12 protein-coding genes are annotated in these 15,491 nt (G+C 42.5%); 7 read left to right on the top strand and 5 right to left on the bottom strand.

Annotation, left to right across the window (positions count from 1 at the left end):
• The first annotated feature begins 140 nt into the window (after positions 1-140).
• Positions 141-2,621 (top strand): ribonuclease R, encoded by a 2,481-nt coding sequence (gene rnr, locus J8Z25_RS13990; protein WP_130050570.1) that lies wholly within the window; start codon positions 141-143, stop codon positions 2,619-2,621.
• Positions 2,618-3,364 (top strand): 23S rRNA (guanosine(2251)-2'-O)-methyltransferase RlmB, encoded by a 747-nt coding sequence (gene rlmB / locus J8Z25_RS13985; RefSeq protein ID WP_054561023.1) that lies wholly within the window; start codon positions 2,618-2,620, stop codon positions 3,362-3,364. The genes rnr and rlmB overlap by 4 nt, the downstream gene beginning before the upstream one ends.
• A 70-nt stretch (positions 3,365-3,434) precedes the next feature.
• On the opposite strand, the gene J8Z25_RS13980 is transcribed toward rlmB, so the two are convergent.
• Positions 3,435-4,361: a manganese-dependent inorganic pyrophosphatase gene (locus tag J8Z25_RS13980; RefSeq protein WP_130050571.1), complete on the bottom strand. Its 927-nt coding sequence runs from the start codon at positions 4,359-4,361 to the stop codon at positions 3,435-3,437.
• A 151-nt stretch (positions 4,362-4,512) separates the two neighbouring features.
• On the opposite strand from J8Z25_RS13980, the gene J8Z25_RS13975 reads away from it, so the two are divergent.
• The 5 genes from J8Z25_RS13975 to J8Z25_RS13955 all read left to right on the top strand — a co-directional run bounded on the left by J8Z25_RS13975 (position 4,513) and on the right by J8Z25_RS13955 (position 11,659).
• Complete coding sequence (locus J8Z25_RS13975) at positions 4,513-5,004, top strand: hypothetical protein (RefSeq protein WP_250661219.1); 492 nt, start codon at positions 4,513-4,515, stop codon at positions 5,002-5,004.
• An 11-nt stretch (positions 5,005-5,015) separates the two neighbouring features.
• A complete protein-coding gene (gene mutM, locus J8Z25_RS13970; protein ID WP_130050573.1) occupies positions 5,016-5,825 on the top strand; it encodes a bifunctional DNA-formamidopyrimidine glycosylase/DNA-(apurinic or apyrimidinic site) lyase in 810 nt (269 codons plus the stop codon).
• Positions 5,826-5,899: 74 nt separating this feature from the next.
• Positions 5,900-7,126 carry an efflux RND transporter periplasmic adaptor subunit gene (locus J8Z25_RS13965; RefSeq protein WP_178927412.1) on the top strand — a complete coding sequence of 409 codons (1,227 nt, stop codon included), beginning with the start codon at positions 5,900-5,902 and terminating at the stop codon, positions 7,124-7,126.
• 2 nt (positions 7,127-7,128) lie between these two features.
• Positions 7,129-10,269, top strand: coding sequence for an efflux RND transporter permease subunit (locus tag J8Z25_RS13960; RefSeq protein ID WP_250661218.1), 3,141 nt, complete (start codon positions 7,129-7,131; stop codon positions 10,267-10,269).
• The gene (locus J8Z25_RS13955; RefSeq protein ID WP_250661217.1) at positions 10,262-11,659 is read left to right on the top strand and encodes an efflux transporter outer membrane subunit; all 1,398 of its coding nucleotides are present in this window, start codon (positions 10,262-10,264) and stop codon (positions 11,657-11,659) included. Before J8Z25_RS13960 ends, J8Z25_RS13955 begins: the two co-directional genes overlap by 8 nt.
• A 34-nt stretch (positions 11,660-11,693) precedes the next feature.
• Here J8Z25_RS13955 and J8Z25_RS13950 read toward each other — a convergent pair whose 3' ends face one another.
• From J8Z25_RS13950 to J8Z25_RS13935, 4 genes are read right to left on the bottom strand one after another with little or no spacing between them, the layout of a single operon-like run.
• On the bottom strand, positions 11,694-12,182 hold the full coding sequence (locus J8Z25_RS13950) for a DUF3299 domain-containing protein (protein WP_250661216.1): 489 nt from the start codon (positions 12,180-12,182) through the stop codon (positions 11,694-11,696).
• Between the two features lie 8 nt (positions 12,183-12,190).
• Entirely contained in the window at positions 12,191-13,525 is a 1,335-nt protein-coding gene (locus J8Z25_RS13945; protein ID WP_250661215.1) for an ABC transporter permease, read from the bottom strand.
• Positions 13,512-14,210: an ABC transporter ATP-binding protein gene (locus tag J8Z25_RS13940; protein ID WP_250661214.1), complete on the bottom strand. Its 699-nt coding sequence runs from the start codon at positions 14,208-14,210 to the stop codon at positions 13,512-13,514. Before J8Z25_RS13940 ends, J8Z25_RS13945 begins: the two co-directional genes overlap by 14 nt.
• 16 nt (positions 14,211-14,226) lie before the next feature.
• On the bottom strand, positions 14,227-15,300 hold the full coding sequence (locus J8Z25_RS13935; protein ID WP_250661213.1) for a CDP-glycerol glycerophosphotransferase family protein: 1,074 nt from the start codon (positions 15,298-15,300) through the stop codon (positions 14,227-14,229).
• Positions 15,301-15,491: the final 191 nt, after the last annotated feature.

Here is a 15,491-nt window from a genome sequence, read left to right as displayed (position 1 = left end):
ACAGAGTGTTTATTGCAAAGAATATCAAAGCGTCATTTTTGGTAGAATTAATCAATTTCTTAAAAGTTTCATAGCTTTTGCCTGTCTCATTGTTAGGTTATGGGTTAAAATAACAACATAACCAACTAACAAGATAGTGAATGTCAAAACAGGATCCCAATCTCAGTCGAGAACAAGAAAAGTACGAAAACCCCGTCCCTAGCCGTGAGTTTATACTTACTCACTTAGAATCTCGCGCCAAACCAGCAAACTTCACGCAACTTTGTGATGAATTACAAGTGAATGATACAGAGCGTCAAATTGCGTTTAAACGTCGTTTACGTGCTATGGAGCGCGATGGTCAACTGTATTTCAATAAGTTTAAATGCTACGCGTTGATAGATGAATCAGGCCTTGTTAAAGGCAAGGTCATTGGTCATCGTGACGGATTCGGCTTTTTAGAAGTTGAAGGTGAGAGTAAAGATTGGTTTATCGCAAAGCACCAAATGAATATGGTGTTGCACGGTGACATTGTGCTTGCTAAAGGCAATCGTAAAGGCTCAAGTGGTAAATGCGATGCACGTATCATTAAGGTACTGACCAATGAACGGGCCCCGATTGTTGGCCGCTATTTTGTTGAGCATGGTATTGCAGTTGTTGTGGCTGAAGACCCACGCATAACGCAAGATATTATGATTCTACCGGGTAGTGAAAATGGTGCGCGCCACAACCAAATGGTGCAGGTGCAAATTACCCAAAATCCAAGCCGACATATGAATGCAGTGGGCAAAGTAACCGAGGTACTAGGTGAGCATTTAGCACCGGGTATGGAAATTGAAGTTGCACTACGCAATCACGATATTCCCCACGTTTGGCCAGAAGCGGTTGAAAAGCAAGTTGCTCATTTAGGTGAGTTTGTTGATGAACAAGCAAAGCAAGGTCGCGTTGATTTACGTGACTTACCGCTAGTTACAATCGACGGTGAAGATGCCCGAGACTTTGATGATGCCGTTTACTGTGAGCGCAAACCATCAGGTGGTTGGCGTTTATGGGTAGCTATTGCCGATGTGTCGCACTACGTAGGTATGAATACGCCTCTGAATAAAGAAGCGATTGAACGTGGTAACTCAGTTTATTTCCCTGAGCAAGTTATTCCGATGCTGCCAAAAGTGCTATCGAATGGCTTGTGCTCATTGAACCCAGAAGTTGACCGTTTATGTATGGTTGCTGAGATGACGGTGTCAGAAGCGGGTAAGTTGTCTGGGTATAAATTTTACGAAGCGGTGATGAATTCACACGCTCGTTTTACCTACACTAAAGTGAATGCGATTTTACAAGGCGATGAAAAGCTGCGTGAAGAGTACGCCCAAATGGTGCCACATTTAACTGACTTACAGCAAATGTACATGGCACTTAAAGCTGCTCGCCAAGACCGTGGTGCGATTGAGTTTGAAACCTTAGAAACGCGCTTTGTGTTTAATGCACATCGTAAGATCGAATCAATTGTGCCTGTGGTTCGTAATGATGCACACAAACTTATCGAAGAGTGCATGATTTTAGCGAACGTATCAGCAGCACGTTTATTAGAAAAGCACGAGGCGAGTGCGCTTTATCGTGTGCATGATGAGCCTGATGCTGAAAAGCTTGGCTTTTTCAGAAACTTTTTATCAGAGCTTGGCATCGAAAGTGCGATTTCTGATGAACCAACACCGAAAGAAATCACCCAAGTGTTGGCAAAACTAGGCGACCGCCCAGAAGCTGAGCTTATTCAAACCATGTTGCTACGCTCGATGAAGCAAGCGGTTTATCAGCCTGATAATATTGGCCACTTTGGTTTAGCTTTACCGGCCTATGCGCACTTTACATCGCCTATCCGTCGTTACCCTGATTTGGTAGTACACCGTGCAATCAAAGCAGTGCTTAAAGCACAAGGTCAGCAAACATCCGGTGAATATGCATACACTGATGACGAAGTTGATATTTTAGGTGAGCAGTGTTCAACCACTGAACGCCGTGCAGATGATGCAACTCGCGAAGTAGCTGATTGGCTCAAATGTGAATATATGCAAGACCATGTTGGTGACGAGTTTGGTGGGGTGATCTCATCGGTGACTAACTTTGGTTTATTTGTGCGCTTAGACGACTTACAAATTGACGGTATGATCCATGTAACCAATTTAGGTAATGAATACTTCCACTACGATGGTGCTAAGCATTGCTTAATTGGTGAACAAACACACAGCGTTTTTCGATTAGGCGATAAAGTAACGGTTCAGGTTTCATCTGTAAGTCTTGATGAGCGACGCATAAATTTAGTGTTAGCCGGTGAAGCGCAACAAGACCGTTATGCGCGTCGTCGTAGTGCATCGTCAAAACCAAGTGTTCGTGCACAGCTTAAAGCAGGTAAAATTCCTGGTAAAAAAGCACAATCTAGCCGCCCTGAGGCAAAATCAGGCGACAAAGAGAACGAAAAACGTGGCAAGTCTTCTCCTTCTTCTAAAGGGCGAAAAAAGCCCAATAGTAAACAAGCTGATGCTGTAAAAGCTGGCAAGAAGAAGAGTAAGAAAAAAGCCACCAAAAAGGCAAAAAGACCGGGTAAGAATGCCCGCAAACAAAGTAGCCGAGGAGCAAATAATACGTGAGTAATGAATTAATTTTTGGTTTTCACTCAGTTGAAGCAATATTAGCAAAAGAGCCTGAGCGCTTTTTAGAAATATACGCTTTAAAAGGGCGTGAAGATAAACGTTTAAACCCGGTTATTGACCAAGCACGTAAATTCGGTATTTCTGTACAATTTATGCAGCGTAAAGCGCTTGATAACAAAGCAAATGGTGAGCAGCACCAAGGCATTATCGCTAATGTAAAAGCGGCGCGTATGTATAACGAAAAAGATCTTGATGAGATCATAGCCCGTGAAGAAACGCCTTTCTTATTGGTGCTTGATGGCATTACTGATCCGCATAATTTAGGTGCATGTTTACGTAGTGCTGATGCTGCTGGCGTACACGCGATCATCGTTCCTAAAGATAAATCTGCAAAACTCAACGGCACAGCGCGTAAAGTAGCGTGCGGCGCAGCCGAAACAGTGCCATTGGTACAAGTCACTAATCTTGCGCGTACGTTACGTGAAATTAAAGACGCAGGTGTCTGGGTTGTTGGCACTGCTGGTGAAACTGATACTGAGTTATTCGATGCAAATCTAACTGGGCCAATGGCTGTTGTTATGGGGGCAGAAGGTGATGGTATGCGCCGCCTTACTCGTGAGCATTGTGATCTATTAGTTAAAATCCCAATGGCTGGTTCGGTATCTAGTTTAAATGTGTCAGTTGCGACCGGTATTTGTTTATTTGAAGTGTTACGTCAGCGTAATGCAACGCAAATCTAACTACCGCGAAAATTTTAGATACAAAAAAAAGCCGATGATACATCGGCTTTTTTGTATCTAATAGTTTAGATTAGATTTTTGCGAAAGCGCCTTGTAGTGGTGGTACTACTTGCTTCTTACGGCTTAATACGCCATCTAACCAAACGCGACCATCTTCTGATTTAGCATCATAGGCAGCTTCGATTACTGATACGTCATCAGACGAAATTAGCATTTCTGAGCCTTCTTTCATGATATCAGTTAACAGTAGTAATACTGAGTGTCGACCGCCTTCTTCTTTAAGCTTTGCGATGTCAGCTTCAAGGTCTGCTTTGATTTCATCAAATACAGCAAGGTCGATAACTTCTAGCTGGCCAATACCTACTAGCTTACCGTTCATGTTGAAGTCTTTAAAGTCACGCATAACTAAATCACGTGCTGGAGTGCCTTCAACAGCTGATTTAACCTTGAACATTTCCATGCCAAGCTCTTTGAAATCTTCGATGCCAGCGATTTCAGCAAGTGCTTCAACACACTTGATGTCTGCCGTTGTACATGTTGGTGATTTAAAGATCACAGTGTCGCTTAAGATAGCGCATAACATGATGCCAGCGATATCTTTTGGAATTTCTACGTTGTAGAAGTCATACATCATTTTGATGATAGTGTTTGAACAACCAACTGGGCGGATCCAACACTCAAGTGGTGTTGACGATGTTAAGTCGCCTAGTTTGTGGTGATCAACAACACCCACAACACGTGCTTCATCGATGTCATCAGGTGCTTGTGTTTTTTCTGTGTGGTCAACAATATAAACGTCTTCGCCTGCATAGCTAAGTTTTAGCTCAGGTGCTTCGAAACCGAATTTATCTAGAATAAATTGTGTTTCAGGCGATACTTCACCTAAACGCGTCGGGATCGCAGGTTCATTGATCTGGTTTTTTAAGTAAGCAAGCGCAATTGCACCGCAAATTGAATCTGAATCAGGGATCTTATGACCCACTACATACATTGACATTGACGGAACTCCTTTAAATTTGGCGGATATTTTAGCAAAGTATCGACAGATTGATACATAACAGACATGAAATTTTGTTGATCAATTACAACTGCCAATTAATGCCCTTTTTGGTTACACTTTAAGATATTGAAAACTGAGGAAGATACTGATGCGCTTGAGCCGAAAAGCATGGAATAATGTGGTGATTATTTCGATGCTATTGATGATTTTTTTCTTCAATGGCCTCCATAAAAAGCTCAATACACAGCCCGTTGAAGAAGGAGTACAAGCATTACTCCCACAGCAAAGCTTCATTTTGGCAATGGCCTTTCCTGAATTAAAAATTGAGCGTATCGGCACCTCTTGGCGTAGCCAATCACTGCAAGAAAACACATGGCAAGGCGATGAGCAGCAGCTCGAGCAACTTGTTGAGCTGTGGCAGCATCAGCAACTAACTATTGCCAGTCTTCCTGTTAGTAAAATTTCACAGACGTCGGCTGATTATGTTGCTTCAGTGTGGTTAGCCGGGGAGCAGTTGCCTGCAGTGTACCAATTGTACAATATAGATCAGCAATACTATTTATTAGATAAGCGATTACAACGGGTATTTGAGCTTGAACAAGCTGATGCAGCTAAGTTATTTCCGTTATATCCGTTTTAAGAGAGTCACAGATGCCTGAATTACCAGAAGTTGAAGTTAGCCGTTTGGGAATAACGCCGCATGTGCTTAACCAAACAGTGACCAAAGTAAATATTCATAACGCCAGTATGCGTTGGCCAGTGCCTGATGATGTATATCAATTACAAGGACTTAAAGTTACTTCAGTGGAGCGCAGAGCAAAATATTTATTACTTGGTTGTGAGCTAGGTAGTGTAATTTTGCACTTAGGTATGTCGGGTAATTTACGTGTTGTGGGTGCTGATGAACCATTAAAAAAACACGATCATATTGAATTTATTTTAGCCTCCGGTAAAGCATTAAGGCTGAACGACGCGCGTCGATTTGGCGCTTGCTTATGGCAAGCGCCAGGTGAATGCCATACTTTGCTGACCAAGCTCGGACCAGAGCCGCTAACAGATGAGTTTACTGCAAAGCGTGTTTACGAGCAGTCTAGAAATAAAAAAGTACCTATTAAACAGTTTGTTATGGATAACGCTGTGGTGGTTGGCGTGGGTAATATCTATGCCAATGAGTCGTTATTTAAGGCTGGAATTCATCCTAAACGAGAAGCTGGCAAGGTGTCTTTAAAGCGTTATCAGCAATTAGTGCCTATTATTAAAGAAACACTTGCTGCAGCTATAACGCAAGGCGGCACAACGTTAAAAGATTTTGCCCAAAGTGATGGTAAGCCTGGTTATTTTGCCCAGCAATTGCTGGTTTATGGTCGTAAGGGTGAGCCATGTGTAAATTGTAAAGAACCATTAAAAGAAATTAGATTAGGACAAAGAAGCACAGTGTATTGTTCTAATTGTCAAAAATAACAATGAACCCTTCATCTATGTAGTATTGCAACAGGTAGCAAGATAGAGACAGGCTTAAGGAATGAGAAGGTTGTATGCTATTAAACAAATACGTCATAGGATGTGTGTACTTGGCGGCACTGGTAGGTTGCTCTAAAGAACAACCTCAAGTTATCGTTGAAGAAGTGGTCACTGCTGAGGTTAAGCAGTTTGATGTGCCTCTGTATGGGAATTACGTGGCACGCACAGATGCTTCGCTTGATGTTGAAGTGCGAGCGAGGATTACTGGTTTTGTGCAAAGCGTTGAGTTTGTTGAAGGTAGCTGGGTAAACGAAGGTGACTTACTCTATACCATAGATGATAGGCCTTACCGGGCTAAGCTTAATCGCGTTAAAGCTGCACTACAAAAAGACCAAGCGGCACTTGCTAAAGCAAAGCGAGATGTTACCCGTCTAAAACCCCTTTACGAGCAAGACGCAGCAAGCCAACTCGACTATGACAATGCAATTTCTATTCAAGAGCAAGCGCAAGCGTCATTATCAGCAACCCAAGCTGAACTTGAAGAAACTAAGCTCGATTTAGAATATACCCGTATTACGGCACCAATTAGCGGCATGGTTGGCAGCTCTGAAGCCGATCTTGGTGCTTTGGTCGGCAGTAATGGTATTTCTTTATTAACGACCATCCAGCAAATAGACCCTATTTTCGTTAATTTTAATATGTCGGCACTTGATTACTTGAATGCTAAGCGGCGCATGAATAGCATGATGGAACAATTACAGGCCGAACAAAAGGGCAAAGCGCTTGAAGGGTTTGTACGAATTTCATTACCTGATGGCAGCGAGTATCGATATTGGGGAGATGTGAGCTTTACTGATCCTAAAATCAGCCCTAAAACTGGTACTTTCAAAGTAAGAGCAAAACTGCCTAACCCAAACAGTGAATTGCTACCTGGGCAATATACAAAAGCACGCATTAAATTATCAGAGCTAACTGATGCTATTGTCGTTCCTGAGGAAGCTACACAAGTAGAACAGGGCGGTATTTATGTTATGGTCGTGCTTGATTCAGGTGAGATAGAGCGGCGCTTTATTGTCGTTGAACATTACGGTGAACAAGGAATTGTTGCCAGCGGTGGCTTGAGTGCTGGTGAGCAAGTAGTGGTTAAAGGTTTGCATCGCATTCGCCATGGCCAGCAAGTTAAAGCTATTCCTTTAGAAGAGTTTGAAAAACGCCAAATAACGCCTAACACTGACAATATTCCACTCGCTCCAGATAAACCAAACAAACAAGATGATGAAAAAAATCAGCAGGGAGCTTAACTATGTTTTCGCACTTTTTTATCAAGCGCCCAGTGTTTGCTATCGTTATTTCGTTAGTTATTTTACTGACAGGGTTGGTGTCGCTTTTTACCCTACCGATTGATCAATACCCAGATATTGCTCCGCCGTCGGTTAAAGTGTCTGCTTCATTCCCTGGCGCAACGGCAGAGACAGCATCTGAGTCGGTAGCCATTCCTCTTGAGCAAGAATTAAATGGCACACCGAATATGTTGTATATGGAGTCAAAAGCAACTAACTCTGGCAGCGTTGGAATTACACTCACCTTTGATGTTGGCACCGACCCAGATCTCGCCCTTGTTGATGTACAAAACACCGCAAGCCAAGCTGGCAGTAATTTACCGGTTGATGTGCAAACTGAAGGGGTGAATGTCTCTAATGAAAGTTCGGTTGAGCTATTGAAACTGGCACTGACCTCTGATGACCCTCGCTATGACGAAATCTATTTGAGTAACTACGCTAGCATCAATGTTGAGGCGGCTTTAAAGCGTGTTCCGGGGGTTGGTAAAGTGCGTAACACCGGCTCGCGTTCGTATGCTATGCGGGTATGGTTAAAGCCCGATATTTTAGCGGGCTACGAGTTAACCGTGAATGATGTGACCGCAGCAATAAAAGCGCAAAACAAAGAGGCCGCTGCTGGGGAGATAGGTGCACAACCAATGAGCGATGCAATTAAGCTTAACTTTCCGGTACGAGCACAAGGCCGGCTTAATAAGGTTGATGAATTTAATAATATTATGCTGCGAGTTAACAGTGATGGCTCGATGATCCGTTTGCGAGATGTCGCAAGGGTTGAGCTAGCTTCCTCTGCGTATACTTTAAATTCAAAACTAAATGAACAGCCAGCAACTATTTTGCAGGTTTATATGTTGCCCGGCTCCAATGCATTAGCTGTAACAGAGCGTGTTAAAGCCGAAATGGATCGCTTGAGCGCGGCTTTTCCTAAGGGCGTGAAGTGGCAATTATTTTATGATGCCTCTGAGTTTATCAAACTGTCGATTAATGAGGTGATCAATACTCTTATTCAAGCTTTGATCTTAGTGATCTTGGTGGTTTATTTATTTTTGCAAAACTGGCGAACTACCTTGATACCAGCTTTAGCTGTGCCGGTGTCTATAATTGGTACTTTTATCGCCCTTGCTGCATTTGGTTTTACTATTAATAATGTCAGTTTATTGGCCATGGTCTTGGCGATAGGCATAGTCGTTGATGATGCTATTGTGGTGGTCGAAAGTGTTGAGCGGTTGATCAATGAGCAAAATATGGATGTTGTTGCTGCGACTAAGCAAGCGATGACAGAGCTTTCAGGGGCAATTGTTGCAACTTCCTTAGTACTTGCCGCGGTGTTTGTACCTGTGTCGTTTTTAGCAGGTATTACAGGCATCATGTATCGAGAGTTTGCGATTTCAATTACGGTTGCGGTGCTTATTTCAACCTTAGTTGCTTTAACCTTGAGCCCCGCTTTATGTGCGGTTTTCTTAAAACCTAGCTCCCCCTCAAACAATAAGATATTTGTTAAGTTTAATACCTGGCTTGAAAGTGTGGGTAAAAAATATACATGGCTTGTTAAGGTATGCTCAAAAAAAGCAAAACGTAGTTATATTGGTTTTTTTATTATGGTAGGAGGCTGCTATTTTGTGTTTAGCCAACTACCTAGCAGCTTTATGCCGCAAGAAGATCAAGGGCGCTTTTTTGTTGATATTACTTTGCCAGATGCGGCAACGGTTTCACGTACTAATGAGGTAATAAGTAAAGCAAACCAATTTGTTATGAACCATGCTGGGGTTGCTTATTCATTCACGTTAGCAGGGGAAAACCGCCGTGCTGGGAGTGCGCAATCACATGGTCAAATGGAAGTCATTTTACAGCCATGGCAAGTGCGTGCAGAACAAGGTTTTAGTGTTACAAGTGTGATGAATGATATTCGCAAACAACTGTATGCTATCCCTGATGCGGAGTTTAATGTGTTTCAACCCTCAGCAGTTGCAGGGCTTGGTTCCGGATCTGGTGTAGAGTTCGCATTACAAGAAAAAACGGGTGGCAACTTAACTAGTTTGGTTGAATCGCTAGAGGTACTGCTCGCTAACTTAAATAACCGTCCTGAAGTTGCTAAAGCAAGTAGCTCATTGCGCGGCTCAGTACCTCAGCTGTTTTTAGAGCTAGATAGAGAAAAAGCCATGGCATTAGAAGTGCCGATTGCGGATGTCTACAGTACCATGAAAGTACTCACAGGTTCTTCAACCATCAACGATTTTAACTTATTTGGCCGGGTTTATCGGGTTAAAGTCCAAGCCGAAGATGAATTCAGAGCACGCCCTGAAAACCTCAATGAATTTTATGTGCGTTCAAAGAATGGCGCTATGGTGCCATCAAATGTGCTTGCTAAACTTAATTTAACAACCGGTCCTTCTGCGATAAACCGTTTTAATATGTTTACTAGTGCGATGGTGAATGTATCGCCTGCTGAGGGTTATGCATCGGGTGATGTAATTAACGTGATCAAAGAAGAAATGGCAAAGCTACCACCTAACCTTGGTTATGAATGGACCGGTTTAACCTATCAAGAAATTCGCTCATCGGGTCAGCTTGGTATCGCGATAACTCTTGCTATCGTGTTTGTATTTTTATTTTTAGCAGCGCTCTATGAAAGTTGGAGCTTGCCGTTTGCTGTACTACTAATAAGCCCCATTGCCATGTTAGGGGCCTCTGTATTGACCTTAATGACGGGGCACGAAAATAACTTATTTTTTCAAGTTGCCTTTATTGCTTTGATAGGCCTTGCTGCTAAGAACTCTATATTGATTGTTGAAGTAGCAAACCAGCTTTATCAAGAAGGCATGAATGCCACTGATGCCGCGATAGAAGCGGCCCGTTCACGGTTTCGACCTATTTTAATGACCGCAGCCTCTTTTGTACTTGGTGTTTTGCCTTTAGTACTAGCATCTGGCCCCGGAGCAGTTGGTCGGCAGTCGGTATCTATGCCTATTTTAGGAGGTATGTTATTAGCAAGCTCTATAGGCATCGTTTTAGTGCCACTGTTTTTTATTACCGCAGCAGGCTTTGTAAAAAAACAGCAAACACCACCGGCCTATAAAGCATTAGTAAAGGAGCAAGTTGATGCATAAACTGTTGCCATTGCTTTGTTTCGCTTGCATTCAAGGTTGTGCTGTAGGGCCTGATTTTGAAGTACCTGAACATAGTGAAGTTGTTAATTTTATGGGGATAACAGCTACGCCTCAGTCGGAGGCTTTAGCAGGCTGGAAGCAAATTTATAGCGACCCTCATTTGCAAAAGCTGATTAGCCAAGCGCTGATCAATAATCAAGATATGTTAATTGCACAATCGAAAATTATTGAAGCGCGTGCTCGGTATCGGATTGCTGATGCAGCCTTATGGCCTGATGTGAATGTAGGTCTCACCTCGGAGCGGGAAGAAGAGCTTAATAGCAGTCCAGAAAACACGTTTGATTTAAAAGGTTACTTAAGCTGGGAGCTAGATTTATTTGGCAGCAACCGACGCGCAAGCGAAGCCGCACTGGCAAATTATTATAGCCAAGAACAAGCTAGAACTGCGTTGCAGTTAGCCTTGATTGCTGATGTAGCGCAGCAGTTTTTTGCCCTCAAAGAAGTTGAAGAGCAATTAAAGATCAGCCTGAGTACAATTAAACTTCGCGAGAAAGAGCTTGAAATTGCGCGTATTCGCAAAAAGGGCGGCATTATTTCTGGGCTAGAGCAGCGCCAAGCTGAAGTTGAACTTGAATCAGCGAAGGTTAAAATCCCACCTTTGCAGCATAATGAAAGGCGCATTACTAATCAGTTGAAGTTCCTAATTGGTGATGCCAATGCCGATGTGCAAGGTGGCAATGAGTTATCTGTGCAAACCCTTCCTAAGCAACTACCAACAGGGTTACCTAGCGAGCTTCTAAAACGCAGGCCAGATGTGCAGCAAGCAATGTATCAATGGCAAGCGGCAATGGCTGAGATTGGTGTCGCAAAAGCAGCGTTATTTCCAAAACTTAATTTGTATGCTGAACTTGGCAGTGAAAGTACTGATTTTAGTGATTTGCTCGCCAGTAATTCGCAGGTTTGGCTGTTAGGTTCAGAGTTGTTAATGCCAATATTCAATATGGGACGCAATCAGGCAAATTTAACGGTAGCGGAACAGCGGGCATACCAGGCCAGTATTAAATATCAAAAAACAGTGCTGGAGGCACTGCAAGAAGTGAGCAATCAGCTATCTAATTATCAGTCGGCAGAGCAAAGCTATGATGCGCAACGAAGTTTGGTGCTCAGTAGTCAAGATTACTATCGATTAGCACGTCTTAGGTATAGCAATGGTGTTGCCAGTTCCCTTGATTTAATGGATGCGCAGCGTCAGTTATTTTCGGCAGAAATCGCCTTATCACAAGCGAAAAATGATCGCTTACAAAGCTTAGCAACCCTCTATAAAGCTCTTGGTGGCGGATGGTATGAATTGAGCGATCAGGAATTAGAAAAAGAAAAGGTGGTTGATTAATTTAAAGAGCATGCTAAAGCATGCTCTTTAAAGTTTATAACTCAAATGGTGCTACACCCACCGCTTTCATCTTGTAGCCAACTTGAGCAATGTCACCAGACCAAGTTTCTGTGCTGATAACACCTGTCACTACAATTGCATCGTATAGGCTCTCGATTGGTACACCGTCTTTGATGGTGACATGCACAATTTGATTTGGCGGTGGCGGCGGTACATGAATACATGCGCCGAAATAAGGTACGAGTAAAAATTCAGTGATCACTTCGCTGTCACCTTCAAGTGGCACAACAAAGCCTGGTAAACTCACTGATTTACCATCAAGTTCTTTAACTACTGGCGCATCAAGGTCAGGTTGAACCCAGTTTTGCTCGCTACCTTCATGGTTTGCTTGTGCTTGAGTGTCGATTTGTACATGACCTTTTGGAATTAAATCTTCCCAGAAGATTTCTTTTGGAGCGCCAGCATTAGCAGCTACACACACGAATAATGCGACTAAAGCGACGAATTTTCGAAAAAACGGCATAACATTCCTTAAATTTTAATACTCATGCCATCAGCAAGAGAGTAGAAATACGCGCGGGTTGCAGGAATTAACCCAACAATAAAGCCTGCGACCATTATCGCAGCTAATAACATGAGTTCATAGGATGACAATAAAGCTATATTTAGGCTTATTCCGGCATGACTTTGCAAGTAATCTGCGCCGAGCAACATTAAGGCATAGAACAAAGCGGTGCCAACAACACAGCCGAGCCCTGTTATGAGTAAAGACTCGACACTGATCAAAGTGAAAATATGCCATGGTCTGGCCCCTACAGAGCGCAAAATAGCAAGCTCCCTGCGGCGTTGATTAAGGCTAGAAAGGAGACTCGTTAACATGCCAAGTAAACTGATCAGTACCACCACAATAGAAAATAACAGCAAGATTTTTTCCACGATAGAAAGCATTTCCCATAGTTCACGCAGGGTAACACCTGGCATGATGGCAAGCAGTGCTTCATCTTTGTATTGGTTGATATTACGACGCACTTGTAAGGTATAAAGCGGTGAATCAAAGCCAAGTAAAAAAGCGGTTATTTGTTTTGGTGTACCAACGAGATCAACATCATCATGATGGTCGTGGTCGTGGTCGTGGTCGTGGTCGTGGTCGTGGTCGTGGTCGTGGTCGTGGTCGTGGTCGTGGTCGTGGTCGTCTGTAGCTGTTAGGGCTGGTTCATGCTGATCCGAATGGCTGCCATGAATTACGTCAATTGCAGCTAGCGGAATATGCAATGTTTTATCAACAGGTGTACCTGTTGGCTTTAAAATACCGACCACTTTAAATGGATTATCGTCATGATTATGAAAGCTGGTATTGCCCATACCATGAGCAATCACCACTTCATCGCCTAGCTGATAACCTAAGGTATTGGCAACCTCTGCACCTAATACCACTTCAAACAAATGATTAAATGCATGACCTTGTGAAAAGCTTAGCTGCTGCTTTTTAGCAAAGCGATAGTGCTCAAAATAGTCTTTATTTGTTCCAAGTACAGCAAGACCTTTATGGCTGTCGCCTAGCGACATAGGAATAGCCCATTTAACACCACGTTGTTCAGTGATGTATTGGTAACTTTTCCAGCTCACGCCATTGTTAGCATGACCAATACGAAACACCGAAGATAGCAACAGTTGAATGTCACCGGTACGAGCACCGACAATTAAATCAGTGCCCGAAATTGTATTACTGAAGCTACTTTTAGCATCAACTCGAACGCGCTCAATCGACATTAGTAACATTACGCTAATGGCTATTGTAAATAATGTGAGTAGAGCGCTGGCCTTACGGTTTAATAAACTTTTTACGGCGAGTTTAACGAGTAGCATGTGTACCTCCTTGTAAATCGACAAGGCTGATACTACGGCTAAATAGTGTTTGTAGAGTTTCATCATGGCTAACAAACACCAGCGTGCTGTTAGCCGCCCTTGCTTGCTCAAATAACAACTTTACAAAAGCTTGGCGATTTTGCGTGTCGAGTGCTGAAGTTGGTTCATCTGCAATGATAATTTCAGGGCTGCCAATAAAGGCTCGTGCTGCGGCAACTCTTTGCTGCTGACCAATACTAAGCTCAGCCACGGCTTGATGTTGCAGGGTATCGTTTAGTCCTAGAGCGCTGAGTAAGCGGCTTGCCTCTGCTGTTATTGTTGTACTATTTTCTAATGCTTTTTTTTGCCTTTGCTTTGAAAACTGGCACCCCAAGGTCACATTTTCAATAGGCGATAAATAAGGGAGTAAATTAAAGTTTTGAAAAATGTAGCCTATATGATCGGCACGAAAACGGTCTCGTTTACTATTATTAAATTGGTTTATCGCTTTACCGAGGAGTTCGATACTCCCTTGTGTTGGCACTGTAACACCAGCGAGCAGTGATAATAAAGTTGATTTACCACAGCCACTCGGGCCGTGAAGAAAAACATGTTCGCCTTGATCAATATGTAATTCAGTAATATTGATCGTTGGCTCAGGTTGTTTTGTGTGCCACTTGAATAGCACGTTTGCAAGCGTGATCATAACGACCTATCAATTGTTACCATCGCCAGTAATTTAAATTTCTACGCATTTTAAAGTTACGAATAAAATTACGTGGTTTTGGCTTAAGTGCTGGATTGCTCAATAGTAATTCATTGCTTGCAGCAAGTACACGTTGACTCGATAAGCCGTCCTGATACGGGTGTAACTGTTGGCAAAAGTGTTCAATTTTAGCCATTAATTCAGGTGGTCGTGTGAAAGCATAATCAATTGCCTCAGTTAGCTTATCGGCATCAGTGATATCTATAAGGTGTTCTCCAGGTGCTTGGTTACAAAAAGTCACGACAGGTTTTCTTTGTAAGATAAACATAAGCAATATAGAGGAAGTATCACACAGCATGACATCCGCCGCTTGCAACAGCGGTAATACATTATCTGTCTCTACAAAGGTTAGATTTTCGTTTTGTAGAGCCTTGTATTTATCAACAAGCTCGCTTGGCATTTTTGGGTGGAATTGCATTAAAATTCGCCACTTACCTTGCTCACTGTATGCTTTAATTTGTTCGTATAATCTAGGTGCTAGAGAGAGGCGCTTTGAGAAAGTTGAACAAATCAATAACGTTTTTCTGTCGTCATCTGGATTTCTGTAAGGATTGTTTTCAATTTCATTAAAATAAGGATCGAGTGTTGGCCAACCAGTTTCTTTTACTTGGAAAAAGCCATATTTTTTAGCTAAAGCTTGGAAAGGAGCTGTAGTGTTTGGGCCTTGAGTACAATACAAATCAAAGCAACCTCTGATTTTAAAATGGTCATTTTGGCCTTTACTGTTTAACTTTCCTGCATCAAATCCATGAAATACGCCAACTTTAACGCCAGGTATAAAAGTGGGGATAATGTTAGAAGGTGCAAAAAGCACATCGGGTTGCCAATCGTGTATAGCCTTAACGCTATCTAAGGTTTGCTCACTTTTATCAAGAAAGTCACGATTTACACTCTTGCCATGTAAAAACCACTTAACCTCACCGCCACGCGCTAAAATCTCCCGTTGTAATGGGCGCAAAATCGCGTACGAATAGTTTTGCGAAATATACATTAAGTATTTTTTTTCTTTTGTAGCTGCTAAGTAATCCAAGAAAACCTCCTATTGCGAGGCAATATTATAACGAAATATTGTTTATGACAGCAAAATTGCAGAATAATTAAGTTTTTATTGTATTTGGTGCGGTCAATTGTAAGTAGATAATCGGGCAATGATTGAGCTTTCAAGGCGTCTAGATTATTATAGGCGGCCATAACCCCAATCCCATACATGTGCTCACAAGA

The organism is Pseudoalteromonas sp. SCSIO 43101, assembly GCF_023650775.1.
Taxonomy (GTDB): Bacteria; Pseudomonadota; Gammaproteobacteria; order Enterobacterales; family Alteromonadaceae; genus Pseudoalteromonas; species Pseudoalteromonas apostichopi.
The sequence above is the reverse complement of the archived record's forward strand: the minus strand, read 5'-3'. Positions and strand labels throughout refer to the sequence as shown.

What these genes read in the sequence shown, in the direction of transcription:
- mutM (WP_130050573.1), top strand. Translation starts at nt 5,016, where the DNA reads ATGCCTGAATTACCAGAAGTTGAAGTTAGCCGTTTGGGAATAACGCCG.
- J8Z25_RS13940 (WP_250661214.1), bottom strand. Translation starts at nt 14,210, where the DNA reads ATGATCACGCTTGCAAACGTGCTATTCAAGTGGCACACAAAACAACCT.
- J8Z25_RS13955 (WP_250661217.1), top strand. Translation starts at nt 10,262, where the DNA reads ATGCATAAACTGTTGCCATTGCTTTGTTTCGCTTGCATTCAAGGTTGT.
- J8Z25_RS13945 (WP_250661215.1), bottom strand. Translation starts at nt 13,525, where the DNA reads ATGCTACTCGTTAAACTCGCCGTAAAAAGTTTATTAAACCGTAAGGCC.
- J8Z25_RS13965 (WP_178927412.1), top strand. Translation starts at nt 5,900, where the DNA reads ATGCTATTAAACAAATACGTCATAGGATGTGTGTACTTGGCGGCACTG.
- rnr (WP_130050570.1), top strand. Translation starts at nt 141, where the DNA reads ATGTCAAAACAGGATCCCAATCTCAGTCGAGAACAAGAAAAGTACGAA.
- J8Z25_RS13980 (WP_130050571.1), bottom strand. Translation starts at nt 4,361, where the DNA reads ATGTCAATGTATGTAGTGGGTCATAAGATCCCTGATTCAGATTCAATT.
- J8Z25_RS13960 (WP_250661218.1), top strand. Translation starts at nt 7,129, where the DNA reads ATGTTTTCGCACTTTTTTATCAAGCGCCCAGTGTTTGCTATCGTTATT.
- J8Z25_RS13950 (WP_250661216.1), bottom strand. Translation starts at nt 12,182, where the DNA reads ATGCCGTTTTTTCGAAAATTCGTCGCTTTAGTCGCATTATTCGTGTGT.
- J8Z25_RS13975 (WP_250661219.1), top strand. Translation starts at nt 4,513, where the DNA reads ATGCGCTTGAGCCGAAAAGCATGGAATAATGTGGTGATTATTTCGATG.